The sequence below is a fragment of the Dyella solisilvae genome (assembly GCF_003351225.1).
Lineage (GTDB): Bacteria > Pseudomonadota > Gammaproteobacteria > Xanthomonadales > Rhodanobacteraceae > Dyella > Dyella solisilvae.
On the sequence record NZ_QQSY01000001.1, the window covers coordinates 1,096,927 to 1,120,670 of the forward strand.

Sequence of the window (23,744 nt, forward strand, 5' to 3'; positions counted from 1 at the left end):
GCCGGGCGTGCGGTGATTAGAACTTGTACTTCAGGGTCAGCAGGACCGACCAGCGCTGGGCCAGGTCGTCGTTGTTGTTGATATAGGTCGGGATCGGCTGCGGGCTGTAGCTGCCACCGGAGATGTAGTTGGTGCAGGAGGTCAGCTTGCCGCCGCAGGTGATGTCGTAGATGTACTTGCCGGTGGTCGGATCCACGCCGGCGAAGTCCGCCAGCGGGCGACCGCCCGGGAAGTTCACGCGCTTCTCGATACCCCAGTGCTTGTTCAGCAGGTTCGTGAAGTTGTAGACATCGAAACGGATCTCGCCCTTGTTGCCCTTGAAGATGCCCGGAATCTCCTGACTGAAGCTCAGGTCGATCTGGTTGATCCAGCCAGCACGATCGCCGTTGCGGCGGGCGACGCTGCCCTGATGGTTCTTCAGGTAATCATTGCCCTGGACGTAGTCGTAGAACTGCTGCACCAGCTTCGGATCGGTGGTGACCAGGTTGCCCTTGGCGTCGCGATAGCCGAACAGCACGTCGCCCTGACGCGGAATGTAGGCGAGGTCGTTGACGAAGCCGTCGCCGTTGGCGTCGTTGCCGAACGTCCAGCTGTACGGCGCGGCCGAGTGGCCGTCGTAGAACATGCCGGCGCTGGTGACGTAGTCGCCCCAGAAGCGGTGCTGCCAGGTCAGCGAGGCGATCACGCGACGCGGCACCGAATAGTTCGAGTTGCTGGCCACGTTCTCATTCGGGTTCATCACATAGTTGTTGGCCCAGTTCGAGCGGGCCACGCTCGAGGTGCCCGGAGTCACCTCGGTCGCGCGACTCAGGGTGAAGCCGACCATGCCCTGCCAGTCATCCGCGAACGGCTTCTTCAGCGCCAGCGTGAGGCTGTCCGCCGATCCCTTGCTGGTATTGGCGAGGTTGATCACCGCGTCGGAGAACGCCGGGTTGGCGTTGGCGCGCGACGTCTGCCCGGTCGCCTTGGGGTCGGCATAGGGGAGCTTGTAGTAGGTGTAGCGACCGTCCGGCAGCTGATTGGTCGGCGCGCCCAGGTTGAGGTTCTGGTACCAAATCGCATCACGCTGCTTGATGTGCTGGTAGTCGATCGTGCCGATCAGGCCGTACCAGGGCAGTTCCTTGTCGAAGCCCAGGCTGAGCTTCCATGCGCTCGGAATGCGGAAGCCCGGCTCGATCGTGTTGACCGTCATCTGGCCCGTGCCGGCCGTGCCGTTAGGCTGGTTGAACGGATCGGGGCTGAACGGCGGCAGGTTGGTGCTGCAACCCTTCTGGGTCGGACCGCAGTTGTACTGCACCTGGGTCACGCCGGAGTTGGAGAAGATATTGCCGATCCACACGCCCGGCGGGTTGGTCACGAACAGGCCCGCGCCGCCGCGCAACTGGGTCAGCAGTTCGGTGTTGAAGGCGTAGTTGAACGACAGGCGCGGCTGCACCACGCGATTGCCGTTGATGGTGACCTGGTTGTTGCGAGGCGTGCCATCGGTGTTGCTGAAGTTCTGCGCGAACTTGGCGTTGTAGAGCGGCTTGTCGTCCATCAGCGGGATGTCGACACGCACGCCGTACTGCACAGACAGGTTATTGGTGACCTGCCAGGTGTCCTGCAGGAAGAGGCCCCACTGGTTGAGCGTGTAGCGCGCCGCCGTGTCAGCCAGCGAAAGCCCGTCTGCAGGACGGTTGTAGCGGTACTGGTAGTACTTACCCTGGGCGAACGCATCCAGGCCATTGCCCGGACCGCCGGTGAGGTCCTCGAACACGTAGCTGCCGTAATAGTTCTGCAGGAACAGGTTGTAGTTCTTGTCGCGCTCGAAATCGAAGCCACCCTTGAGGGTGTGCTCGCCGAGATACAGCGTGCCCGCCCACGCCAGGTTCAGCGTCTTCACCTGCAGCACGTTCGCCTGGCTGGAGTACTCGGTACCGAACTCCACCGCCGAGCCGCCGCTGTACTGGGCCGGGTAGATGGTGATGTCCGGCATCGCCACGCCGTTGTACGGGCCGCGGTTCTGGTTGAAGTCGGCGTACGACAGCGTGGTGTCGGTGGAGAAGATGTCCGACCAGTCGTCGTAGAAGTGGAACGCGTAGCTCTTGTTGTCGACATTGGTCTTGTACCAGCCGCTGGACAGCACCAGCTTGGTGCTGCTGCCGGTGATGATCGGCTTGTTTTCCTTGGTCTGGCTATAGGTGAAGCTGGCGCGGTGATTGTCCGCGATATTCCAGTCGATCTTGGCCAGGTAGCGCTTGTCGACCAGGTTGGAGTTGCCGCCACCGACCGAACCGATATCGGTCATGCCGTACTGCTTGGCGGCAATGTCACGGATTGCCTGCACCTGCGCGTTGGTCAGGTTCTTGATCGGCGTGGCGGCGCCGGAATCGGATGGGCCGTACGGGCTGCCGGAACCGACCTGCTCGCTCTTTTCCAGCGAGGCGAAGAAGAACAGCTTGTCCTTGATAATGGGACCGCCGACCGTGGCGCCGCCCACCCACTGACGCTTGAAGCCCGCGTAGTCCTTGCCTTGCTCGTTCTCGCCGATCATGTCGGTGTTCTGAAACGCGTAGTACACCGAACCGTGGAAATCGTTGGTGCCGCTCTTGGTCACCGCGTTGATGTTGGCGCCCAGGCCGCGACGGGTGGCGGTGTCATAGTTCGCCGTCGAGATGTTGTATTCCTCGATCGTGTCCTGCGAGATCGGCGTACCCAGCGTCGGCAGGCCGTTCGCGTTGAGGCCGAACGGATCGTTGGCGCTCACCGAGTCGACGGTGATGTTGTTGTAGCGGCTGTTCTGGCCGATTGCGGAGATCTCGCCGCGAGCGCGGTCGGTGATCACCACGCGGGGATCCATGCGCACGATGTTCTGGATCGAGCGGCCCGGCGTCGGCGCGGCTTCCAGTTCGCGACGCGAGATGTTGGTGCTGATGCCCTTGTTCTCGGGCGTGAAGGTCTGCGACAGCACGTTGGCCGACACGCTCACGCCGTCGAGGTTCTGCGCGCCGGCGGCGGCAGAGCCGATGGTCAGGTTGATCGCCGTGTCCTGGGCGAGCTGCAGGAAGACATTGTCCTGCTCGGTCTGCGCGCCATCCTTGGAGACCTTGACGTCGAACGGACCGCCCACGCGCAATCCCTGCGCGGTATAGCGGCCGCTGGCGTCCGTGACCGTGGTTTTGGTGGTGCCTGTGGGCTCGTGCACGATCTGTACGGTGGCGCCCGCCACCGGCTGGCCACTGGCGTCCAGCACGCGGCCGCTGATCGTGGAGGAGGTGTCCTGAGCCAGGACCGGCGAAGCCGCAAGCAGCGCGGCAATGGCCACCGGCAGCAACTTATTGCGCAAAGCGATGTTCATCGAGATTCGACCCCTAAGAGATTCGCAAAAAAGCACGGGACCAGCACAGAGGGATCCCATGCCCCTCCACAACCGTCTTAAGTGACTGATTCCCAGAAAAATATTTGATGCGCCCTCAGGTGGCCGGCGTGGCCGCCAGCCCGGACTCATCACGACGAATGTAGTCGTATTATATTACAAATACGTAACTTCTTGACGATTAATTCACAGTTCTTGCGATCTCAGAGGGCCGAATCGCAAGACAATGCAAGAGGCTCTTTCCGAGGCCTTGGCGGCCGGATGGCTCTCTCCTGCTCCGCTCCAGGTATCCGTCAATGGAGGGCAGACATATCGAATGCGGACTTTTCGCGGGCCAAAAAAAAGCCGGCCCCTTGACGGGGCCGGCTTGCTCACGCGGGAGCGGGTGATGCTTTAGAACAGCGAGGTGCCGAAGGTCACCATGTAAGCGCGCGGCTGCAGCAGGCCGTAGGTCGGCGAGCTGGTGTACAGCGAGCCTGCCGGGGTGGCCAGGAACTGCGCCGAGCTGACGTACGAAAGAGCCTTGCGGTCGGTCAGGTTGGACACGTTCAACTTGATGTACGGGTTCTTCAGCCACGACCAGCTGTCGAACTTGTAGCCGGCACTCAGGTTGAATGTGGTGAAGCCACCGACGCGCTCAGTGTTCATGTAGTCGCCGTACAGCGAGCTGGTGACGCGGGCCGACAGCGTCGCCCACAGGTGGCTGCCGTCGTCGTAGCCGATGCTGAGGTTGCCGATGTGCTTGGCGGTGTCAGGCATGGTCTTGCCGTCGGTCGGGTAGATGCCGTCGCCGCTGCCACCGTCGATGCTGCCGACGATGTCGGCCTTGGTGTAGGTATAGGAGGCGTAGGCCGTCCAGTACTGGGCCAGCTTGTAGCTCGCCTCGCCACTGAAGCCGTCCATGTGCATGCGGTGCACGGACGTGTAGTACGTGTAGCCGGTGGCCTGGTCGTAGGCGCTTTCCTGCTTGTTGTTGTAGTTGCTGTGGTAGACGTCCAGGCTGGCCGACAGCACGTCACCGTAGAAGCGGTAGCCCAGGTCGGTGTTCCAGGCCGTTTCCGGCGCGTTGGCCTGCTCCTGGTTGTCCAGCGTGTTGAGCAGCGCCACCGTGTTCGTCGGCGCACGGAAGGTCTTGCCGGTACCGATGAAGAACTGGTTGCGCTCATCCAGCTGGAACTTGATGCCGGCCGCAGGCAGGAACTTGTTCCAGCCCTTGTCCAGGTCGCTGTAGTTCTGCAGCTTGGTGGCCGAGCCGGCGGTCGAACCCGGGTACTCCCACACGAAGCCGCTGCGGTTCTCCCACAGGTAGCTCAGGCCAGCGGTGAAGGTCCACTGGTCGTTCGGGGTCCAGTTGTCGGTGACAAAGCCCTTCTTGATCTCGGTGGTGGTGTACTCGTCGTAGGTCTTCTGCGGCAGGCCGCTCGGGTAGTAGATGAAGTTCGAGTTGGCCCACACGTCGCCCGGGTTGCCCTGGCTGTCCACGGCGCCCAGAACGTTCTCCTGGCTCTTGCGCGAGCGCTCGTACCACACGCCGTACTCGAGGCTGTTGTCCAGGCCGAAGTCCTGGTTGAACTTGGCGATCACGCCCGGGCGGTAGGTCGTTGCCGCCGAGTACGAGTAGACCACGCCCCTGCTGTTATTAGTGACCACACCATCGCCATTGACGTCCTGGTTGGCGTAGCCGAAGCGGTTCAGCGGCGAGGTGCTCTCGGTCACCGTGGAGCCGGCGCCACCGCCACCGTTGCCGTACCAGAAGTACGGCACCACTGACAGGCGCAGGCTGTCGGCCAGCTTGAATTCGCCGTCCAGGCTGAACAGGTAGCTGGAGAACGGATTGGTACGCAGACGGTAGAAATAGGTGTTGTTGTTGATCGCCGCGGTCGAGGAACCCGGCATCCAGGTCGGCAGGTAGTCGTAGTTGTAGCCGTTCTGGGCCAGCTGCGCCTTGGTCAGCGAGCGGTAGTTGATGTTGTTTTCGCGGTTGTACTGCAGCGAAGCGCTGATCGAGTTGTCGTCATTGATGGTCCAGATCGACTTGCCGTCGACCTTGGTCACCGTCATGTCGCCCTCGCCGCGCCACTTGTCGGCGGTGTTGTTGGAGTACGACAGCCAGGAACGCACCGGGCCCAGATCACCCGTGTTGAGGCGGATGAAGGTACGGCGATAGTCGTTGTTGCCCAGGGTCTGGGTGAAATCCACGCCAGCCTGGTGGGTCGGATCGATGGTGGCCCAACCGATGTGGCCGCCGCTGGCGCCGGAGTCGGGCATGTCCACGTCCGGGATGCCCTGCAGCACAGTGATGTCACCCATGTTCTCGGAGTCACCGTATTCGGTGGCGTACACCGAGTAGCTGCCAGTATCGGTGATCGGGGCGCCGTTGACGGTCATGCCGATGTCCGAGGAGTCGAAGCCGCGGATGCTGTAGTGGCCGTTGGCCAGGCCGGTGACGTCATCCGTGGCCGCGTTCACGCCCGGGATGGTGGCGATCATCTGGGTGAAGTTCGCGCCCGGCGAAGCCTTCTCGATGGCGTCGCGGGTGATGGTCGAAACCGACTTCGCGGCCGTCTGCACCGACATCAGGCCGCCACCCAGGGACAGGCTGTCCGCCTGCACGGTCACCGTGTTGAGCTGCTGGACGCGCTTGGTGTCGTTAGAGGTGGTGGTGTTGGACGTGCTCGACGCGTTCGAACGCTGGGCGGCCGTTTCCTTGTTGGTGGTCGACTGGTTCGCCTGGGCGGTGGCGTCCTGCGCTGCTGCCGAACCGGCGGCCATGCAGAACACGACAGCGATCGCCATGGAAAGGTGGTTTCGTTTCATTATTGTCGATTCCGATTGAGACAAAGTGGTGGGTTCGCCGTCTGCGCGAGGCAGCCAGCAAACGGGCAACAAATTCCGGGGAGGGCCGCGTTGGCAGGGGTCTTTCGATAAATCGAAAGATGTTGCGTAAATTCATGGGTTTTACGCAACATTTTGCCATTTAACGTAAGTTAAAGCGGTTCCTCCGGGCGTAAAAAAAGCCCGACCGACAAGGGTCGAGCGAATTTACGATGACAGCCGATGAGCGTTGAGCCATGTAGCGTCCGCCTCTTGGGCAGGGCTCAACGCTACTAAGGTTGGCGTAAGTATTTTACAAGAAGTTTACCAATGAATCACGAATGTCCTACGTTCGTGAGACAGTCGGCGGCTGAGTTCGGCGCTCAGGCGAAGAAGGCGCGCAGGAGTGACGGTGCATCCTTGCGTTGAGCGCAAGGATGCACGTTCCGTAGGTCGCGCGATTATTTGCCCAGGTAGCGGGCCCGCTTGGCGGGCTTGAGCGAGGCGAGGTCGAGCATGACCAGGCCGTCCACGCACCCGGAGAAACCCGGATCCTCGCCAAAGGCCAGGAACTGCACACCTTCCGGCTCGACCAGGTCCACGTACTGGCGATACAGCACCGGCAGACTGACACCCAGGGCATCGAGGTGGTGCTTGAGCTTGCCCAGGCCGGCAGCTGGATCCAGTCCGGCCAGTGCGCTGCGCACCAGATCAATGACCGCGGGCGATACCACGAACGGCTGCCGCGCCGACGCCAGGCCCGGCGCGCCGAAGTAATGCTGATGTGCGGCCGCAATCCATTCACGCGCCTCGAGGGGCAGGCTCACCGACATGCTGACGGGGCCGAAAAGGTAACGCAGCTCCGGATGGCGCTGCAGGTACAGGCCAATGCCCTGCCACAGCTGGTCGAGCGCGCGCGAACGCCAGTAGGCCGGTGCGATGAAGCTGCGCCCCAGTTCCAGGCCTTGGGCAAGGCGCGATTCCAGCGCCGGCGAATAGTTGAACAGGCTGGCGGTATACAACCCCGCCATGCCGCGCTCGGAAATCAGCCGCCCACCGTGGCCGAAGCGATAGGAGCCGACAATCCGCAGCGCCTTGGGATCCCACAGCACGAGGTGCTCATAGTGCGGGTCGTAGACATCGAGATCGCGACGCGCGCCCGTGCCCTCCCCCACCTTGCGGAACGTCAGCTCACGAAGTCGGCCGATCTCGCGCAACACCGCACTGTCCGACGCGCCCTTGAACAGCAGCACCTGCTTGCAGTCATTGAGGTCGGCCAGCTTCTCCGCCTGCGATTGCAGCTCCGCCACCACGCGCTCGGTCGGCTCCGGATGCGCCAGAGGCGCCTGGCCGCCGAAGATCAGGCCGCGATGACGACCCACGCGATACACATGGCGCCGCATCAGCTTGGCGGCCCGCTTGGTCGAGCCGCCACTCTGCTGCTCGAGTTCGTCCGCCGACACCAACTGGCCCACGCTGAAGCCCACACGCCGGCTCGTCGGCGAAATCGCCTCACGCGGCAACATCGCCGTGCTCAACGGCTTGGACAACATCGACAAGCCATAGAAGAACGCCGAATTGCGGGCTGCAATATGGATCGGCAACACCGGCGCGCGACTGCGCAGCGCCAGGCGCACGAAACCATCCGACCAACGCCCGTCGCTCAGACCCGACGGACGGACACGTGACACTTCGCCAGCCGGAAACACAATCAGCGCTTCGCCGTTGTCCAGCGCACGATAGATTTCGCGCATCTTGGAAGCTGCACCCTTGCCGAACACGTCGACCGGCAGCAGCAGCTTGTGCAGCTGGTCGATCGACATCAGCCAGTCGTTGGCGAGGATGCGCACATCGCTGCGCACGGAACCGACCATCTGCAGCAGGGTCAGCGCATCCATCATGCCCAGCGGATGATTGGCGACAATGAGCAGGCCGCCCTCGACCGGAATGTTCTCGCGCTCGCGCGGATTGACGTAGTAGCTGACACCGAGGAGATCGAGTGAGCGCTCGACGAAATCGAAACCCTCAGCCTCACCAATCGCAGTAAGCGTCCGGTTGAAGCCGTCCTCGTCAGCCAGGCGGCCTAGCATGCCGGCGACCGGCCGGCGGATCAGGGGATGCTGCGCCAACCATGGCAGGCGTTCGGTGAGGGTCTGTTCAACGCTGAGCATGACCGCCTCCTGAGAATGACCCCAATGCTGGTCGCAGATTATGACAGCAAGGTTATGCGGATTGGACTGGAAGATCACGTAAGTGCAATCGGACTACACCGGCACGATTGATGCACAGCACACGCACGCAAACACGGGAGCGCCACCAGCAAGTGGCGCCCCCCCCCCGAATCATTCACGCGACTCAGATGGCCAGATGGAGGTAGGCGGCCACGCCGCCGAGGAACATCTGCACCGACAGCGCGATCAGCAGCATGCCCATCACGCGCTCCAGGGCAGTGAGCACACTCTCACCCAGCCAACGGAACAGGTAGGTGGAACACAACAGGATCACCGACGTGGCCAGCCACGCGCCCAGCAAGGCGATCGCCCAGTCCGCCGTGCGGCCGGGCTGCGTGTTGGTGAGCAGCAGCAGCGCCGCCATCGCCGAGGGGCCGGCTACGCCCGGGATGGCCATCGGCACGATGAACGGCTCGCCTTCGCCAGGCTTGCCGAAGATGCCGCCGCCATCGGCCGGAGGAAACACCATGCGGATGCCGATCAGGAACAGCACGATGCCGCCGGCGATGCTGATCGACTCCTGCCGCAATTGCAGCAGCCTGAGGATCCACTGGCCGCCCATCAGGAAACCCAGCAGCACGGCCAGCGCGATGAGCAGCTCGCGCACCATCACGAAGCGACGGCGCTTGGGCGCGACGTCCTTCAAGAGGCTGAGGAAGATCGGGATGTTGCCCAGCGGATCCATGATCAGGAACAGCAGGATCGCCGCCGACAGCGTGGTCATCTGCGTTTCCATCTCAATGCCGCTCCACTTGCGTCATCATGCCCGCGGTCGCAGGTCGAGCGCCGCGCCGCGCGCCGCAACACCCTGTGCGCCCAGCAGGTAGATCGACGCCGAAGCCGCGGCGTCGGGCAAGGGCTGCGTGGAGGTGTCCTCGCCAAAATAGGCGGCGCGACGCAGCGTAGTGCGCATCGGTCCGGGCAACAGCGCATGGACGCGCATCGGCGTTTGCTCGGTCTCTTCGTGCAGGATTTCCGCGTAACGCTCCAGCGCCGCCTTGGACACCCCGTAGCCACCCCAGTGCGCACGCCGCACCAGGTCGGGATCGTCGAGCACGAACACCACGGCGCTGTCCTCCGCACGCGTCATCAACGGCATGCACGCCTGGGTGAGCGCGAACGGCGCCGACACATTCACATGCAGCGCGCGCAGCCAGTCGTCCGGCTTGTGCACCGACAGTGGCGTGAGTCCATTGAAACTGGCCGCCGCGTGGACGATGCCGTCCAGACGTCCAAAGTCACGCTCCAGGCCATCGGCCAGCGCCTCGTAGTCCTTGGGCGTCGCCGCTTCCATGTCCAACGGATGGATGATCGGCTCGGGCAGGCCCTCGCCCACCATCGCGTCGTAGAGCTGCTCGAGCTGTCGCTTGCGGCGACCAGTGATAACCACCGTGGCGCCGGCGCGAGTGGCGGCGCGCGCAACCGCCGCGCCAAGGCCGCCGTAGGCGCCGGTGACCAGGATGACCCGGCCTGCAAGCGTATCGTCGGCGGGCGACCAACCCGCCGGGAGTTGCGCGAACGAAAGGGCCATCAGGAATCAGCCCCCGTCACATCCGCCGCCATGCGCGTCAGCTCACCGGACGCCTTCAGGTCCTCGATGATGTCGCAGCCGCCGATCAGCTCGCCCTGGATAAACAGCTGCGGGAAGGTCGGCCAGTTGGCGTAATGCGGCAAGGCCGCGCGCACCTCGGGGTCCGCCAGCACGTTGACGGCGTGGAAGTTGGCGCCCGCCTCCTGCAGCGCCTGCGCCGCACGACTGGAGAAGCCGCACATCGGGAACTGCGGCGTGCCCTTCATGAAGAGCACGATGGCGTGTTCGGCCAGCACGGCCTTGATTCGCTCGTTAACATCCATAATTCGGGCCATTCATCATTACAATGCGCATAGCTCGATAGTGTATCAGTCGTGCATTGCTGGCCGCCCACCTGCGACCAAGCCGACGCGACTCCTTTCCTCAGCCAACGCCCAGGAGCCACATCATGGCGATCGAACTCCCCCCCCTGCCCTATGAAAAGAACGCCCTCGAGCCGCATATCTCGGCCGAGACGCTGGAATATCACTACGGCAAGCACCACCAGGCCTATGTGACCAACCTCAACAACCTGATCAAGGGCACCGAGTTCGAGAGCGCTGCGCTGGAAGACATCATCAAGAAGTCCTCCGGTGGCGTGTTCAATAATTCCGCCCAGATCTGGAACCACACCTTCTACTGGCACTCGCTGAGCCCGAACGGCGGCAAGGAGCCGACCGGCAAGCTGGCCGACGCCATCACCAAGGCCTTCGGCTCGGTGGAGAAGTTCAAGGAAGAGTTCACCAAGTCGGCCGTCGGCAACTTCGGTTCCGGCTGGACCTGGCTGGTGCAGCGCCCGGATGGTTCGCTGGGCATCGTCAACACCTCCAACGCCGCCACGCCGATCACCGGCAGCGACAAGCCGCTGCTGACCTGCGACGTGTGGGAACACGCGTACTACATCGACTACCGCAACGCCCGTCCGAAGTACATCGAGGCGTTCTGGAACCTGGTGAACTGGGACTTCGCGGCCAAGAACCTGGCCTGAGTCCACGACTTGCCATGAAAGAAAACGGGGCCGAATGGCCCCGTTTTTCATTGCAGCTCATAGGCAGGAGCGCTATCAGCGCCGTTCCAGCAACTCGCCAACCGCAGGGCCTGCCTGCTGGTCACGCCCCAGCGCATGCGCGATGCCGGTCAGGCGCTCCACCAGTTGCCCCGCATGGGGAGCACACACGGTGGCATGCCCCACCTTGCGGCCCGGGCGCGGCTGCTTGCCGTAGTCGTGCCAGTGCGCATCCACCGCTTCGAGCACGGGGGCGGCATCGGGAAGCTCACCGATCCAGTTGAACATGGTCGACAGTCCGCGCGCCGACGTGTCGCCGAGCGGCAAGCCGAGCACCGCGCGCACATGGTTCTCGAACTGGCTGGTGAGCGCCCCTTCGATGGTCCAGTGGCCGGAGTTGTGCACGCGCGGCGCCATCTCGTTGCCGAGCAGCTGGCCATCCTTGACGAACAACTCCAGTGCAAACACGCCCACGTACTCGAGCTTCTCGGCCAGCGTGCGAGCCAGCGTGGTGGCGCGCTCCTGCAAAGCCGCGATATCCGGCGCCGGCGCGAGGCTCAGCGACAGCACGCCGTCGGTGTGCCAGTTCTGGGTCAGCGGCCAGGTGCGGAACTCGCCGTCACGGGCGCGCACCGCGATCACCGACAGTTCGCGCTCGAACGGCACGAAGGCTTCGAGGATCAGGCCATGCGCAGTGGCCTGCGCGCCAAGCGCGGCCCACGCCGCATCGGCATCGGCCACCGACTTGAGGCGGAACTGGCCCTTGCCGTCGTAGCCCAGTCGACGGGTCTTGAGGATGGCCGGCGCGCCGATCACCGCCAGCGCCTGGTCCAGCTCCTCGCGGGTGTCGATCGCCTTGAAGTCGGGCGTGTGCAGCCCGCACTCGCGGAACAAGGTCTTCTCGGCCAGACGGTCCTGCGCCACGGCCAGGGCGCGAGGGGCGGGAAACACCGAAACCCGTCGGGCCAGCCAATGCGCGGTCTCGGCCGGCACATTCTCGAAATCGAAGGTGACCACGTCGACCTGGGCGGCGAAGTGCTCCAGCGCCTCATAGTCGGTCCAGTCGGCGACCACCAGTGGGGCGACCTGGCCGGCGCAGGCATCGGCGGCGCTGTCCACCACCAGGCTCTTCACCCCCAGCGGGGCCGCAGCAAGCGCAAGCATGCGAGCGAGCTGGCCGCCCCCCAGGATGCCCAGCACGGGTTGGCGACGGTCGGTCACGCGCGCGGGTCCGGGTGGTCAAGCACGCTCTGGGTCTGGCGCGTGCGGTAGGCGTCCAGCGACGTGGCCAGCGACGCGTCATGCAGGGCCAGCACTGAGGCGGCCAGCAGACCGGCGTTCACGGCGCCGGCGCGACCGATCGCCAGCGTGCCCACCGGGATGCCCGCCGGCATCTGCGCAATCGACAGCAGGGAATCCATGCCGTTGAGCGCCTTGGACTGCACCGGCACGCCGAACACCGGCAAACGGGTCTTGGCCGCCAACATGCCAGGCAGATGAGCGGCGCCGCCGGCGCCGGCGATGATGACCTGGATGCCGCGCTCCACTGCCTGCTCGGCATACTGGAACAGCAGGTCCGGAGTACGGTGCGCCGACACCACCTGCACTTCGTGCGCGATGCCCAGTTCCGCCAGCACGCTGGACGCGTGCTCCATGGTTTCCCAGTCCGAACGGGAGCCCATCACAACACCCACGCGCGGCGGGAGGGAAGTCGAGGTCATGACCCAAGCCATCCAAAAGGGGTTATTGTACGGACTTTCCGCGTTTCGGCACGATCCCGCCTGCTCCCATGGATAAACGCCTGCTCGACATCCTGTGCTGCCCGGTCAGCAAGGTTCCCGTCCGCCCGCTCAGCCGTCCCGAGCTGGAAGCCCTCAATGCCGCCATCGGCAACGGCCAGGTCCAGAGCGTCGCCGGCGCGCCGGTCAACGCCGCCCTGTCCGAGGGGCTGATCACGACCGACCGCAAGGTCATCTACCGGGTCGAAGACGGCATCCCGGTGATGCTGCCCGAAGAGGGCATCGGCACCCTCCAGCTGGGGGATTTCCCGGCGGCTGCTTGAGCCGGGCAAGGCCATTTGTCGTAAGACCCTACGCGCAGTGTGAACGCGTCGACATATATCGATGCGATGCATGACAGCGTCACCGGCTTTCCCTTATTGTAAAAGGGCGTCAATGTCGGAATGGGCTGAACGCACGTCGGCATCACTTCAGGGGTGTGGCGATGAAAGACGCCAGTGAACCTTCCAATATCGTCAGCCTGAGCCAGCGCCTGGACCCGTCCAGCGAGCGCGGAGGCGCTCTCTTGAACAACGTCCGGGACATCGCGGGCCGTCGCCTGCAGATCTTGATCAACGGCATGTTCGAACATGTCGACGATGCGCTGTTCGACCTGGCCGAGAAGGCCGAGAACAACGCGGCGCAGATGCACTATTTCGACGGCATGCGCGAAGTGCGCAAGCGCCGCCCGATGGTCGAGCGTGGTTTCCTCAGCCTGGTTTCGCGCGAGCTGAGCGACTTCGCCTCCAAATATCGCACCACCACCAGCGGCGTCCCGCTGCCTATCGGGACCGGCGAGCTGTCGCTGGTGGCCGACAACGAACTGGAAGAGTCGCTGGCCATCACCAGCATGATCGGCAAGAACGAGACGCGCCTGACTCGCGAGCTGTTCGCCGTGAACCAGCGCCTCTCGGTCATCTACGGTGGCCTGCAGATCGAGGACAGCACCAACCCGGTCGGACCGGCCGCGCTGTCGCAGGCGTTCCGCCAGGCGATGCGCGAGCTCAACGCCGAGATGCGCGTCAAGCTGATCATCTACAAGCTGTTCGACCGCTACGTGCTCGCCTCGCTGGATGAGCTGTATCAGGAAATCAACGCCGAACTGGCGCGCGCCGGCGTGCTGCCGCAGCTGCGCCATGAAGTCGCGCGCGGGGGCGGGGCTCAACGCGGCGCCGGCGCCGGCGCCCAAGATGCCGGCGCAGCGGGGGCCGAGGGCGCCGAGGGTGGCGCGTTCCTGCAGGACGATGAAGGCGCCGCCTCGAACGAATTGCTGCAGACCCTGCGCACACTTTTCAGCGCACGACGCACCGGCCCCGAAGGCGCCACCGTGCGTCTCCCGGCGGGAGCGGTGCAGCTGCCGAGCGCCAACGAGCTGATCGGCGCGCTGAGCGTGCTGCAGAGCCAGGCCGCCATCAACCAGCACCTGCCCGTCCATAGCGGCAGCAGCAACGCCCTGGAACTGGCCGGCGAGGTGCAGCAGCTCAAGGAGCACCTGCTGGCGCAGATCGGCTCGCTGCGTGGCGAGAAGCCCAGCCAGGTGTCGACCATCGATGAGGACACCATCGATCTCGTCGGCATGCTGTTCGAATTCATCCTCGAAGACCGCAACCTGCCCACCGAGATGCAGGTGATGCTGGCTCGCCTGCAGATCCCGTATCTCAAGGCGGCCATCCTCGATCGCAAGCTGTTCGCCCACCGCCAGCATCCGGCGCGCCGCCTGCTGGACAACCTCGCCGATGCGGCCAAGGGCTGGTCGGCCGAATCGGACCGCGACCACCGCCTGCACGACAAGATCAAGTCCATCGTCGACCGCCTGCTGCAGGACTTCGACGACGACCTGAGCATCTTCGAGCGGCTTTGCGTGGAGCTGCAGGAATTCCAGGACATCAGCCGCCGCCGCGCCGAACTGGCCGAACAGCGCGTGGCCGAGTCCACCCGCGGACGCGAGAAGCTGGAGCAGGCGCGCCGCCGTGCCGCACGCGAGATCCTCAGCCGCATCGACGGCAAGAATCTGCCGCCGCTGATCCACGGCATCCTGTCGCGCGCGTGGGCCAACTACCTGGTGCTGACCATCCTGCGCCAGGGTGAGGAATCGTCCGAGTTCCGCGACGCGCTGCGTTTCGCCGGCGATTTCATCGACAGCACCAAGCCGGCGCGCACGCTCGACGAGCGTCGCGCCCTGCGCCAGATGTTGCCGGGGATCGAGCGCGCCCTGCGCCGCGGCCTCGCCAACGTGGCGTTCCAGGAAAGCGACATCGACCGTCTGCTGGCCCAGCTGCACACCTATTACCGCCACCAGCTCGGCGAAGCCGTGCCGGAGGCCGAGGTGCAGGCGGTGGAGGAATCCAGGAGCCTGCCGATCCCGGAGAGCATCCAGCCCATCGCCGAAACGCAGGAAGAGCTGACCCGCACCGAACCCGAGGTCGAGCCGCCGCTGGATACGCCGGAATCGCGCCTGGTCGCCGAGCTCAAGCCGGGCACGTGGCTGGAGTTCATGAGCGAGCCGGAAACGGTGGAGCGAGCCAAGCTCTCATGGATCAGCCCGATGAGCGGCCGCTACCTGTTCGTGAACCGTCGCGGACTCAAGGTCGCCGACTACTCACCGCACGAACTGGCGGGGGCGCTAGCCGCAGGCGTAGCCCGCGTACTCGACTCCACCGCCCTGTTCGACCGCGCGCTGGACGCCATCGTCGGTCGCCTCAGCCAGCCTGCCACGGCAACCAGCCACACCACCGAATGACCAATAACCGACTTGCCCCGCCCTCGTCCGACCTGATCCGGGCGGACGTGGAGCGCGCTTTTGCCGAAGACATCGGCAGCGGTGACGCCACCGCCGACCTGCTGCCCGCCGAGGCCCTCGCCAGCGCCACCCTGACCTGCCGCGAAGAGGCCGTCATGGCCGGCATCGACTGGTTCGACGCGAGTTTTCGCCGACTCGACCCGGACGTCCAGATCGACTGGTCGGTGCGCGACGGCGACCGCGTCCAGGCGGGCGCGGTGATCTGCCGCCTGCGTGGCCGCGCCCGCCCGATGGTGAGCGCGGAGCGCACTGCGCTGAATTTCCTGCAGCTGCTGTCCGCCACCGCGACGACCACGGCCGCCTATGTGGCTGCGGTGGCCGGCACCGGCGTGCGCGTGCTCGATACACGCAAGACCGTGCCCGGCCTGCGCCTGGCCCAGAAATACGCGGTGCGCTGTGGTGGTGGCCACAATCACCGGGTGGGCCTGTATGACGCCATCCTGGTCAAGGAAAACCACATCATCGCCGCCGGCGGCATCCGCGCCGCTGCCGAGGCCGCGCGACGCCTGCACCCGTCGCTGTTGCTGGAGATCGAGGTCGAGAACCTCGACGAGCTGAGCCAGGCGCTGGAAGCAGGCGCTGATCGCATCATGCTGGACAACTTCACCCTGCCACTGATGCGGGAGGCAGTGTCCATCGCCAAGGGGCGCGCAGAGCTGGAAATTTCCGGCAACGTGGATCTGTCCACCATTGGCGAGTACGCACACACCGGCGTGGATTACATCTCGGTGGGCGCCCTGACCAAACACGTGCGCGCGGTGGATTTGTCCCTGCGGCTGCAACTGGACTGACGCATCCCTCCCCGCGCAATAGCTACGACCCCGCGGGCGGCCACGGCGGGACCGCGGCCCGTAGCTGATCCCACCTCGCCTTGACGCCCGCCGAGGCAGGATGACTTGCAGGCCATCACCATCGCCTCCACTCTCAGCCCATGAGCGAACTTCCCGACCTGATCCTGCTGCTGGTCTTGCTGGCCATCATCGGCGCCTGGCTGAAGCTCAGCCGCGGCCGCGAACAAGCAGTGCAGGAAGCGCGGCAACAGTGTCGCCAGCACGGACTGCAACTGCTGGATGAGAGCGTGGGCCTGCGCAGCCTGCGCCTGCGCCGCCTGCATGGTCGTGTTGCGCTGGAACGCTGCTACACCTTCGAGGTGAGCATCGACGGTGACGATCGCGAACCGGGCCGCCTCTGGATGATCGAGCGCAGCCTGACAGGCCTTAGCCTACCCACCATCCAGAGCCACCTGCCCGACCTGATGGCGGAGCACATGACCCCGCCGCCGGCCGACAACGTGATTCCCCTGAGGCCACACCTGCGCAAGGACAGTCGCCTGCACTGAGGCGACCAATCCGGGCCTTACTTCACCACTCGCAGGAACGGGGCGCTGCGCTTGGGCTTGTCCCCGGCCTGATCGCCCTCGGTCGTCGGCGGCGTATCGTCGGGATCGGGCGAGGACGGCGGGGGCTGGTCGCCGCCCTCTTCGGCCGGAAACATCATGCCCTGCCCATTCTCCTGGGCGTACAGCGCCAGCACGGCGAGCACTGGAATATGGATGTTGTGGCTGACGCCGGAGAAACGGGCCTGGAAACTGATCCAGTCGTTGCCCAGGTCGAGGTTGGCCACGGCGCGCATGGCCAGGTTCAGCACCACCTGGCCGTTCTTCACGACCTGCGGCGGCACCCGCACCCCTTCGCGCGTGGCGTCGACCAGCACGTAGGGCGTCAGTTGGTTATCGGAAATCCAGTCGTAGATCGCCCGCAGCAGGTACGGGCGATTGGAGGTCATCGGCGGAAGCTTGTCGTCGGTCATTCAGAAACCTGATGGAGACCGGCCTCGAGGCAACCAGACAGGCCAGGCCGGATCGATCGGCGCAGTGTAATGCGAAGCCGGCTCGGAATGTCGCGGGATCGCAACAATGCCCGCCCGGCGGGAACCCGCGTCGGCGTCGCCAGACACGGGTCGGCGGCACCGTCCACTCAGGGGCGCATCGCCTTTTCTTCGGGGGTCATGCTCCGCGCAAACCCCTGGCTGGCGAACAGGCGCTCACCGTAGTCCAGGATTGGCTTGCCCTCCCGCCCCAGGTCGACACCCAGCCAGGGCAAGCGCCAGACCACCGGCGCCACCAGGCAGTCGGTGAGGCTCATCTCGGGATTGAGAAAAAAGCGTGACGCCTTGAACAGTGGCAAGGAGGCCAGCAGGTGTTCGCGCAGTCGCTTGCGGGCGGCATCAGCGGGGCGGCCACCGGCCCGGATGGCGTCCACTTCGGGCAGCCAATCCAGCTCGATGCGGACGGTAGCCAGGCGCAGTCGGGCGCGCGACAAGGGATCAATCGGCATCAACGGCGGATGCGGATAGCGCTCGTCCAGATATTCGCAGACGACCGCGGTGTTGTAGAGCGTCAGGTCACGGTCGACCAAAGTCGGCGTGCCGCCGTAGGGGTTGAGGTCCAACAAATCTTCCGGCGGCTTGACCGGATCGACCATGACCCGCTCGTAGCTGACGCCCTTGGCGGCGAGGACCAATCGGACCCGGTGGCACTGGATGCCATCGGCGGTGGTGTAGAGGGTGAGTGCGGTACGCGAACGAGCGCTTTGGACCATGCGCGATCTCCCCATCGACTTTATGCGAATACGGCGGCACTAGGCCGCCGTACCTCAGGCTTCCCGGGGGGCGTCCTTAGTGGACGTCCCTCCAGTACTCCTTCTTTAGCAGATATGCCAGGAAAGTGAAGCCTGCCAGGAAGAGCAGAACCCAGATGCCGTAGTGCTGGCGTTGCAGGGCGGCCGGCTCGGAGGCCCACTCCAGGAAGGCCGTCAGGTCACGCGTGGCCTGCTGGAACTGGGCCGGGGTGAGCTTGCCCGGCTGGGAGAGTTCCAGCTTCTCCACCTCGTCCGAGCCGTCCTTCTTCACCGCCGTCTGCAGGCCCTGCAGCTCCCACAAGGGGTTGGGCATCGAGGCGTTCGGGAACACCGCATTGTTCCAACCCACCGGACGGCTGGGGTCCAGGTAGAAGGAGTTCAGGTAATTGAAGACCCAGTCGGGACCCTGCTCCTTGGAGCGAACCTCGAGCGAAAGATCCGGCGGGGCCTTGCCGAAGTACTGCTGGGCGAGGTCCTCCGGCATGCGCGAGGTGATCGCGTCGCCGAACTTGGCGCCGGTGAAGTTGAGGTTCTTCATGACCTCGTCTTCACTCAGGCCCAGGTCCTCGGCGAGACGCGAATAACGCACGTACTTCAGCGAGTGGCAGCCGACGCAGTAGTTGAAGAACAACTTGGCGCCACGCTGGAGCGAGGCCTGATCGCGGATGTTGGTGCCGGCGGCAGGCAGCTGCGCTTCCTGGGCCGACGCCGTCGAGGTGACGCCGACCAGGAGACCAATCGCAAGTGCAAACGAGTAGATGGCTTTCTTCATCGGGGACTGTCGCTTAGTCATGGTCAAACACCACCCGCTCCGGCACCGGCTTGGTCTTTTCCCAGCCAAGGCGCGTGTAGAACCAGAGGAACACGAAGTACCCGAAGTAGAGGGCGGTCATCACGCGACCGAACGTGTTTTCCCAGAAGGTAGCGTCCGAGGGGACCCACTCGACCAGCTTCTCGCCGACCACACCCGCGCCCACCAGGGCCAGTCCGATGAAGGAACCGGCGAAGGTCAGCAGCGCCACCCGGAAACCCGTGCCGCGATAGCGGATGGAGCGCACCTTGCCGGCATCGATCCAGGGCAGCAGGAACAACAGCGCGATGGCGCCGAACATGCCCAGCACACCCCAGAAGGCGGTGCCGAAGAACGACGGGATCATGCGCAGGATGGCGTAGAACGGGGTGAAGTACCACGACGGCTTGATGTGCGTCGGCGTCACCAGGTTGTTCGCCGGCAGGAAGTTGTCGTGCTCGAGGAACCAGCCACCGAACGTCGGCGCGAAGAAGATGATGAACGCGGCGATGATCAGGAAGAAGCCGACACCGAAGGTGTCCTTCACCGTGTAGTACGGGTGGAAGGGAATGCCGTCGGTCGGGGCCTTCGGATCCCAGCGGTTGCCCTTCGGGCCGTGCTTGACGTCGACGCCGTCCGGGTTGTTCGAGCCCACTTCATGCAGCGCGGCCAGGTGCAGCACGACCAACAGCAGCAGCACGATCGGCAGCGCGATCACGTGCAGCGCGAAGAAGCGGTTGAGCGTGGCGTCGGCGGGCAGGTAGTCACCCATGATCCACTCGACCAGGCTGCCGCCGATCACCGGGATGGTGCCGAACAGCGAGATGATCACCTTGGCGCCCCAGAACGACATGTTGCCCCACGGCAGCACGTAGCCCATGAAGGCCTCGGCCATCAGCGCGAGGAAGATCAGCATGCCGAGCAGCCACACCAGTTCGCGCGGCTTGTGGTACGAGCCGTACATCAGGCCGCGGAACATGTGCAGGAACACCACGACGAAGAACAGCGAGGCGCCCGTGGAGTGCATGTAGCGGATGAGCCAGCCCCACTCCACGTCACGCATGATGTACTCGACCGAGTTGAAGGCTTCCGCCGCACTCGTCTTGTAGTTCATGGTGAGGAAGATGCCGGTGACGATCTGGTTGACCAGAACCACCAGGGCGAGCGAACCGAAGTAGTACCAAAGATTGAAGTTCTTCGGCGCGTAATACTCGGTCATGTGCTTGCGGTACGCCGGCATCAGGCCCGGCGCACGCTCGGTGACCCAATCACCGACACGCGTGAATACGTTGGCCATCAGCCTGCCTCCTTCGGATCCACGCCAATCTGGATGTGCGTGTCGTCGACGAAATGGTACGGAGGCACCAGCAGGTTCTTCGGTGCCGGCACGCCGGCGTAAACGCGACCGGCCATGTCATAACGCGACTTGTGGCAGGGGCAGTAGAAGCCGCCCTTCCAGTCCGGATCGAACGGCTCGGGCTTCATCACCGGGACGAAGTCAGGCACGCAGCCGAGGTGGGTGCACAGGCCGACCAGCACGAGCCACTGGGGCTTGATGGAACGGTTTGCGTTCTGTGCGTACGCGGGCTGCTGTTCGGCCGAGCCCTGGTTGGACTTGGCGTCGACCAGACGGCTGTCCTGGCTGGGCAGCGCATCGAGCTGGGCCTGGGTACGGTAGACCACGAAGACCGGGAGGCCGCGCCACGGATAGGTGACCTTCTGTCCCGATTCGATCTTGCTGATATCGACCGTGACCGGCGCACCCGCGGATTTGGCCCGCGCACTGGGCTCCCACGACTTGATGAAGGGCACGGCCGCTGCAACGACTCCCACGCCTCCGACCACAACGGTGGTCGCAGTGAGGAATCGGCGGCGGCCGTGATCGACGACTTCGTTCGCCATCAGGCTCTCCGGTACTTACATGCCATTGAGACGCAGAACTTAATGAGTTCCGCAGGTGCTTGCCAAGCGCGTCGACACGTAAGGCGGCGAAAGCGACTTCACCGCCCACCAGATTCCCTGGATGATCTCCCCTGGACAGCAGGCGCACATGGAGCCGGAGCGAGCAGAGTGCAGCACAGGCTGCAGGACTTTCGCTTCCCGGGCACCCAGCGCACCGGGAAGTTCCCGGGACGACCCGCTTCGCAAGCGCCAGCAGGATCTGGCACCTACAACATCACGTTAGTGTAGCGTCAGGGCATGCCTCGTACAATAAAAGCGCCGCGCCTGCGACACCTTTGCACATCCCGTCCTAACGCCTTGCCACGAAACGCAATAACGACATGAAACATGCCGCTGGCACGCTTGCCTTCATTGCCCGCTTCGTGGTGCTCGGGCTGGCGTTTGCCTTCGTGATCAGCCTGGTGTGGCCCGGCGTGGGCAATCAATTGCGACAGCATCTCGGCCTCGGACACTCCGGCGTCACGCCGCCGGTGGCCTTGGCGTCCACCACGCGCCGGAGCGGCCCGGTGTCCTACGCGGACGCCGTCGCCCGAGCGGCCCCATCGGTGGTGAACATCTATGCCAACAAGATGGTCACCGAGCAGGCGGTGCAGATGTACACCGACCCCGTGCTCCAACGGCTGTTTGGCGGCCGCCCCGCTGGCCCGGCCTACAAGCGGCGCGAGCAGAGCCTCGGGTCGGGCGTGATCGTCAGCAGCGAAGGCTATGTGCTGACCAATAATCATGTGATCGCCAACGCCGACGACATCCAGGTGCTGCTTTACGACGGGCGCGTGGCCAAGGCAAAGGTGGTGGGCGCCGATGTGGAAACCGACCTGGCGGTGCTGAAGATCGACGCCAGCAACCTGCCGGTGATCCGCATCGCCGACCGCGACCCCGTGCGTACCGGCGACGTGGTGCTGGCGATCGGCAATCCGCTGGGCCTCAACCAGACGGTGACCATGGGCATCGTCAGCGCGATCGGCCGGCAGCTCAGCAGCGCCAGCCCCGAGGACTTCATCCAGACCGACGCGGCGATCAACCTGGGCAACTCAGGCGGCGCCCTGGTCAACACCGAGGGCGAACTGGTCGGCATCAATACGCTGCTGATCGGCAAGGCCGCCAATGCCGAAGGCATCGGCTTCGCCATTCCGGTCGCTAGCGCCAAGCGGGTGCTGGACCAGATCATCGACACCGGCCACGTGGTGCGGGGCTGGATGGGCGCCGACTACACCTTCGTCCCGGTCGCCGCCGATAGCGGACTGCCCGCGGCCGCCCGCGGCGCCCAGGTCACCGAGATCTACCCCGGTGGACCGGCGGCCCAGGCCGGCATCCAGCCGCACGACATCCTGCTTCGCATCGGCGCGGAAGACATCGTCGATCCCGCCGACCTGCGCCGCCACGAAGCGGCGCTCAAGCCGGGCAGCAAGGTGGAAGTGTCGGGGATTCGCAACGGCACCCCATTCCATACCGAAGTGATCCTGGCGCAGCGACCGCCGATGACGCCAACCGCGTCACTGGATGGCTGACATCCCGGCCACTACCGGCGGCCGGACGCCGCCACTGCGGATCGCCTGCCCATAGCGCTTGCGCAACATGCCGACGCGCTCGACATAGACACGGGTTTCGTCGAAGGGAGGAATCCCGTTGTATTTCTGCACGGCAGCCGGCCCTGCGTTATAGGCGGCCGCGGCGAGTTGCTCATTGCCCTGGAAGGTTCGCAGCAGAAGACCGAGGTAGCGCGCGCCGCCACGGATGTTCTGCACGGTGTCAAAGGCATCCCTGACGCCCATGTCCAACGCGGTGCCCGGCATCAGCTGCATCAGGCCCTGGGCGCCCTTGATGGACATGGCGCGCGGATTGAATGCGCTCTCGGCGTGGATGATGGCGCGCAGGAACGCTTCGTCCACGCCCGACTCCCGCGCGGCAAGCTGGATGACGTCGCCGTATTCGCCCAGATGCAGCGCCACCGAATCCCAGCGAATGGTCGAATGCAGATTGCAGGCCGCGCAGGTGGCGATATAGGTGAACAGCATGGTCACCGCGTGGCCCTGCTGTCCGGAAGGGCGCAGATTGGTGTACTCCACGCTGCCGTCCTTGCGCACCACGCGGAAGACGGCGCCGCGCAGCACCCGGTCGCCATCGGCCGACACGTCCGCCACGGGCTTGTCCGGCGCCGAGCTGCTCCGGGCGGGACTGGTCTCGCTGTATGTCCATTGCCCCGGCTTTCCGCCCGGGGCACGAGGCGCCGACGGAGTTACCGGTTTTGCCGTGGTCTGCACCGAATCCTCGACCCAGGCGAGCGAGGCCAGCGGCGGCGGCGCGGCCGGCGCCGCGGGGTTGGCAGAGGTCTGCGCCGAACCCTGCACCTTGGCGAGCGAGGGAGCCGCGGGATTGGCCGATGGCTTGCGGCGCACCGGATCAGGCGCGCCGGCGATTCGAGTGCAACCCTGATAGCCGGCGATGCTGCTGCTGAACACAACCTCGCCCGATGCCCCGGTGCACCGATACAGGACTCCGGCATGAGCAGCGGGAAGCCACAGCAATCCCGCCAGCAGCAAGCAGGCAGCCGCCGACCCGCGAAGGGCCGGGTGATTCACCCATGCCGGGGCAGACCTAGCCACGGCCTCCCCACTGGGCGTCCCGCCCCTTCCGGCCAAGCACCACCATGTATCCCCCTTCCTCTACTCCCCCGGGGCCGAATCGGTCAGGCGCCAGGTCAGGCGGCAGTGTGCGCCCTGCCCGCCCCCTGCGCCAAGCGCGGGCCGGCGGTTTCGTGCGGCAGGACAAGGAATAGCTCCGGCCCGAGCCCCACCCGGA

20 protein-coding genes are annotated in these 23,744 nt (G+C 64.9%); 6 read left to right on the forward strand and 14 right to left on the reverse strand.

Features of this window, described 5'->3' with window-relative positions:
- Positions 1-16 precede the first annotated feature (16 nt).
- The 6 genes from DVT68_RS04845 to grxD all read right to left on the reverse strand — a co-directional run bounded on the left by DVT68_RS04845 (position 17) and on the right by grxD (position 10,254).
- A complete protein-coding gene (locus DVT68_RS04845) occupies positions 17-3,337 on the reverse strand; it encodes a TonB-dependent receptor (RefSeq protein ID WP_114823872.1) in 3,321 nt (1,106 codons plus the stop codon).
- 411 nt (positions 3,338-3,748) lie between these two features.
- Positions 3,749-6,172, reverse strand: coding sequence for a TonB-dependent receptor (locus tag DVT68_RS04850; RefSeq protein ID WP_114823873.1), 2,424 nt, complete (start codon positions 6,170-6,172; stop codon positions 3,749-3,751).
- A 458-nt stretch (positions 6,173-6,630) separates the two neighbouring features.
- The gene (olsF, locus tag DVT68_RS04855; protein ID WP_114823874.1) at positions 6,631-8,340 is read right to left on the reverse strand and encodes a bifunctional ornithine lipid synthase OlsF; all 1,710 of its coding nucleotides are present in this window, start codon (positions 8,338-8,340) and stop codon (positions 6,631-6,633) included.
- 184 nt (positions 8,341-8,524) lie between these two features.
- Positions 8,525-9,124 (reverse strand): YhgN family NAAT transporter, encoded by a 600-nt coding sequence (locus tag DVT68_RS04860; RefSeq protein WP_114824394.1) that lies wholly within the window; start codon positions 9,122-9,124, stop codon positions 8,525-8,527.
- Positions 9,125-9,160: 36 nt separating this feature from the next.
- Positions 9,161-9,931 (reverse strand): SDR family NAD(P)-dependent oxidoreductase, encoded by a 771-nt coding sequence (locus DVT68_RS04865; RefSeq protein WP_114823875.1) that lies wholly within the window; start codon positions 9,929-9,931, stop codon positions 9,161-9,163.
- Positions 9,931-10,254 (reverse strand): Grx4 family monothiol glutaredoxin, encoded by a 324-nt coding sequence (gene grxD, locus DVT68_RS04870; RefSeq protein ID WP_114823876.1) that lies wholly within the window; start codon positions 10,252-10,254, stop codon positions 9,931-9,933. Before grxD ends, DVT68_RS04865 begins: the two co-directional genes overlap by 1 nt.
- A gap of 125 nt (positions 10,255-10,379) precedes the next feature.
- On the opposite strand from grxD, the gene sodB reads away from it, so the two are divergent.
- Positions 10,380-10,958 carry a superoxide dismutase [Fe] gene (gene sodB / locus DVT68_RS04875; protein ID WP_114823877.1) on the forward strand — a complete coding sequence of 193 codons (579 nt, stop codon included), beginning with the start codon at positions 10,380-10,382 and terminating at the stop codon, positions 10,956-10,958.
- Positions 10,959-11,033: 75 nt separating this feature from the next.
- On the opposite strand, the gene DVT68_RS04880 is transcribed toward sodB, so the two are convergent.
- Both DVT68_RS04880 and purE read right to left on the reverse strand, forming a co-directional pair.
- Positions 11,034-12,197: a 5-(carboxyamino)imidazole ribonucleotide synthase gene (locus tag DVT68_RS04880; protein ID WP_114823878.1), complete on the reverse strand. Its 1,164-nt coding sequence runs from the start codon at positions 12,195-12,197 to the stop codon at positions 11,034-11,036.
- Positions 12,194-12,697, reverse strand: coding sequence for a 5-(carboxyamino)imidazole ribonucleotide mutase (gene purE / locus DVT68_RS04885; RefSeq protein ID WP_114824395.1), 504 nt, complete (start codon positions 12,695-12,697; stop codon positions 12,194-12,196). Before purE ends, DVT68_RS04880 begins: the two co-directional genes overlap by 4 nt.
- A gap of 68 nt (positions 12,698-12,765) precedes the next feature.
- On the opposite strand from purE, the gene DVT68_RS04890 reads away from it, so the two are divergent.
- The 4 genes from DVT68_RS04890 (at position 12,766) to DVT68_RS04905 (ending at position 16,893) form a co-directional block, all read left to right on the forward strand.
- A complete protein-coding gene (locus DVT68_RS04890) occupies positions 12,766-13,038 on the forward strand; it encodes a Trm112 family protein (RefSeq protein WP_114823879.1) in 273 nt (90 codons plus the stop codon).
- Between the two features lie 161 nt (positions 13,039-13,199).
- Entirely contained in the window at positions 13,200-15,494 is a 2,295-nt protein-coding gene (locus DVT68_RS04895; protein ID WP_114823880.1) for a DUF1631 domain-containing protein, read from the forward strand.
- Complete coding sequence (nadC, locus tag DVT68_RS04900) at positions 15,491-16,345, forward strand: carboxylating nicotinate-nucleotide diphosphorylase (protein WP_114823881.1); 855 nt, start codon at positions 15,491-15,493, stop codon at positions 16,343-16,345. The genes DVT68_RS04895 and nadC overlap by 4 nt, the downstream gene beginning before the upstream one ends.
- A gap of 140 nt (positions 16,346-16,485) precedes the next feature.
- On the forward strand, positions 16,486-16,893 hold the full coding sequence (locus DVT68_RS04905; protein ID WP_114823882.1) for a DUF3301 domain-containing protein: 408 nt from the start codon (positions 16,486-16,488) through the stop codon (positions 16,891-16,893).
- Between the two features lie 17 nt (positions 16,894-16,910).
- Here the strand turns inward: DVT68_RS04905 and DVT68_RS04910 are convergent, their stop codons facing one another.
- The 5 genes from DVT68_RS04910 to petA form a co-directional block, all read right to left on the reverse strand.
- Positions 16,911-17,363: a ClpXP protease specificity-enhancing factor gene (locus DVT68_RS04910; protein ID WP_233523347.1), complete on the reverse strand. Its 453-nt coding sequence runs from the start codon at positions 17,361-17,363 to the stop codon at positions 16,911-16,913.
- A gap of 167 nt (positions 17,364-17,530) precedes the next feature.
- Positions 17,531-18,154: a glutathione S-transferase N-terminal domain-containing protein gene (locus tag DVT68_RS04915; protein ID WP_114823883.1), complete on the reverse strand. Its 624-nt coding sequence runs from the start codon at positions 18,152-18,154 to the stop codon at positions 17,531-17,533.
- A 76-nt stretch (positions 18,155-18,230) separates the two neighbouring features.
- Complete coding sequence (locus DVT68_RS04920) at positions 18,231-18,965, reverse strand: cytochrome c1 (RefSeq protein ID WP_114823884.1); 735 nt, start codon at positions 18,963-18,965, stop codon at positions 18,231-18,233.
- Positions 18,966-18,978: 13 nt separating this feature from the next.
- Complete coding sequence (locus DVT68_RS04925) at positions 18,979-20,280, reverse strand: cytochrome b (protein WP_114823885.1); 1,302 nt, start codon at positions 20,278-20,280, stop codon at positions 18,979-18,981.
- Complete coding sequence (petA, locus tag DVT68_RS04930) at positions 20,280-20,885, reverse strand: ubiquinol-cytochrome c reductase iron-sulfur subunit (RefSeq protein WP_114823886.1); 606 nt, start codon at positions 20,883-20,885, stop codon at positions 20,280-20,282. The genes DVT68_RS04925 and petA overlap by 1 nt, the downstream gene beginning before the upstream one ends.
- Before the next feature lie 380 nt (positions 20,886-21,265).
- Here petA and DVT68_RS04935 point away from each other — a divergent pair, with 380 nt between their 5' ends.
- Positions 21,266-22,453, forward strand: coding sequence for a S1C family serine protease (locus DVT68_RS04935; protein WP_114823887.1), 1,188 nt, complete (start codon positions 21,266-21,268; stop codon positions 22,451-22,453).
- On the opposite strand, the gene DVT68_RS04940 is transcribed toward DVT68_RS04935, so the two are convergent.
- On the reverse strand, positions 22,439-23,404 hold the full coding sequence (locus DVT68_RS04940; protein WP_233523348.1) for a lytic transglycosylase domain-containing protein: 966 nt from the start codon (positions 23,402-23,404) through the stop codon (positions 22,439-22,441). The two genes, DVT68_RS04935 and DVT68_RS04940, sit on opposite strands and share 15 nt — an antisense overlap.
- Between the last annotated feature and the right edge of the window lie 340 nt (positions 23,405-23,744).

Bases quoted from the DNA above. Each gene is read 5' to 3' on its own strand.
- DVT68_RS04845 (WP_114823872.1), bottom strand. From the start codon at position 3,337: ATGAACATCGCTTTGCGCAATAAGTTGCTGCCGGTGGCCATTGCCGCG.
- DVT68_RS04850 (WP_114823873.1), bottom strand. From the start codon at position 6,172: ATGAAACGAAACCACCTTTCCATGGCGATCGCTGTCGTGTTCTGCATG.
- olsF (WP_114823874.1), bottom strand. From the start codon at position 8,340: ATGCTCAGCGTTGAACAGACCCTCACCGAACGCCTGCCATGGTTGGCG.
- DVT68_RS04860 (WP_114824394.1), bottom strand. From the start codon at position 9,124: ATGACCACGCTGTCGGCGGCGATCCTGCTGTTCCTGATCATGGATCCG.
- DVT68_RS04865 (WP_114823875.1), bottom strand. From the start codon at position 9,931: ATGGCCCTTTCGTTCGCGCAACTCCCGGCGGGTTGGTCGCCCGCCGAC.
- grxD (WP_114823876.1), bottom strand. From the start codon at position 10,254: ATGGATGTTAACGAGCGAATCAAGGCCGTGCTGGCCGAACACGCCATC.
- sodB (WP_114823877.1), top strand. From the start codon at position 10,380: ATGGCGATCGAACTCCCCCCCCTGCCCTATGAAAAGAACGCCCTCGAG.
- purE (WP_114824395.1), bottom strand. From the start codon at position 12,697: ATGACCTCGACTTCCCTCCCGCCGCGCGTGGGTGTTGTGATGGGCTCC.
- DVT68_RS04890 (WP_114823879.1), top strand. From the start codon at position 12,766: ATGGATAAACGCCTGCTCGACATCCTGTGCTGCCCGGTCAGCAAGGTT.
- DVT68_RS04895 (WP_114823880.1), top strand. From the start codon at position 13,200: ATGAAAGACGCCAGTGAACCTTCCAATATCGTCAGCCTGAGCCAGCGC.
- nadC (WP_114823881.1), top strand. From the start codon at position 15,491: ATGACCAATAACCGACTTGCCCCGCCCTCGTCCGACCTGATCCGGGCG.
- DVT68_RS04905 (WP_114823882.1), top strand. From the start codon at position 16,486: ATGAGCGAACTTCCCGACCTGATCCTGCTGCTGGTCTTGCTGGCCATC.
- DVT68_RS04910 (WP_233523347.1), bottom strand. From the start codon at position 17,363: ATGACCGACGACAAGCTTCCGCCGATGACCTCCAATCGCCCGTACCTG.
- DVT68_RS04915 (WP_114823883.1), bottom strand. From the start codon at position 18,154: ATGGTCCAAAGCGCTCGTTCGCGTACCGCACTCACCCTCTACACCACC.
- DVT68_RS04920 (WP_114823884.1), bottom strand. From the start codon at position 18,965: ATGAAGAAAGCCATCTACTCGTTTGCACTTGCGATTGGTCTCCTGGTC.
- DVT68_RS04925 (WP_114823885.1), bottom strand. From the start codon at position 20,280: ATGGCCAACGTATTCACGCGTGTCGGTGATTGGGTCACCGAGCGTGCG.
- petA (WP_114823886.1), bottom strand. From the start codon at position 20,885: ATGGCGAACGAAGTCGTCGATCACGGCCGCCGCCGATTCCTCACTGCG.
- DVT68_RS04935 (WP_114823887.1), top strand. From the start codon at position 21,266: ATGAAACATGCCGCTGGCACGCTTGCCTTCATTGCCCGCTTCGTGGTG.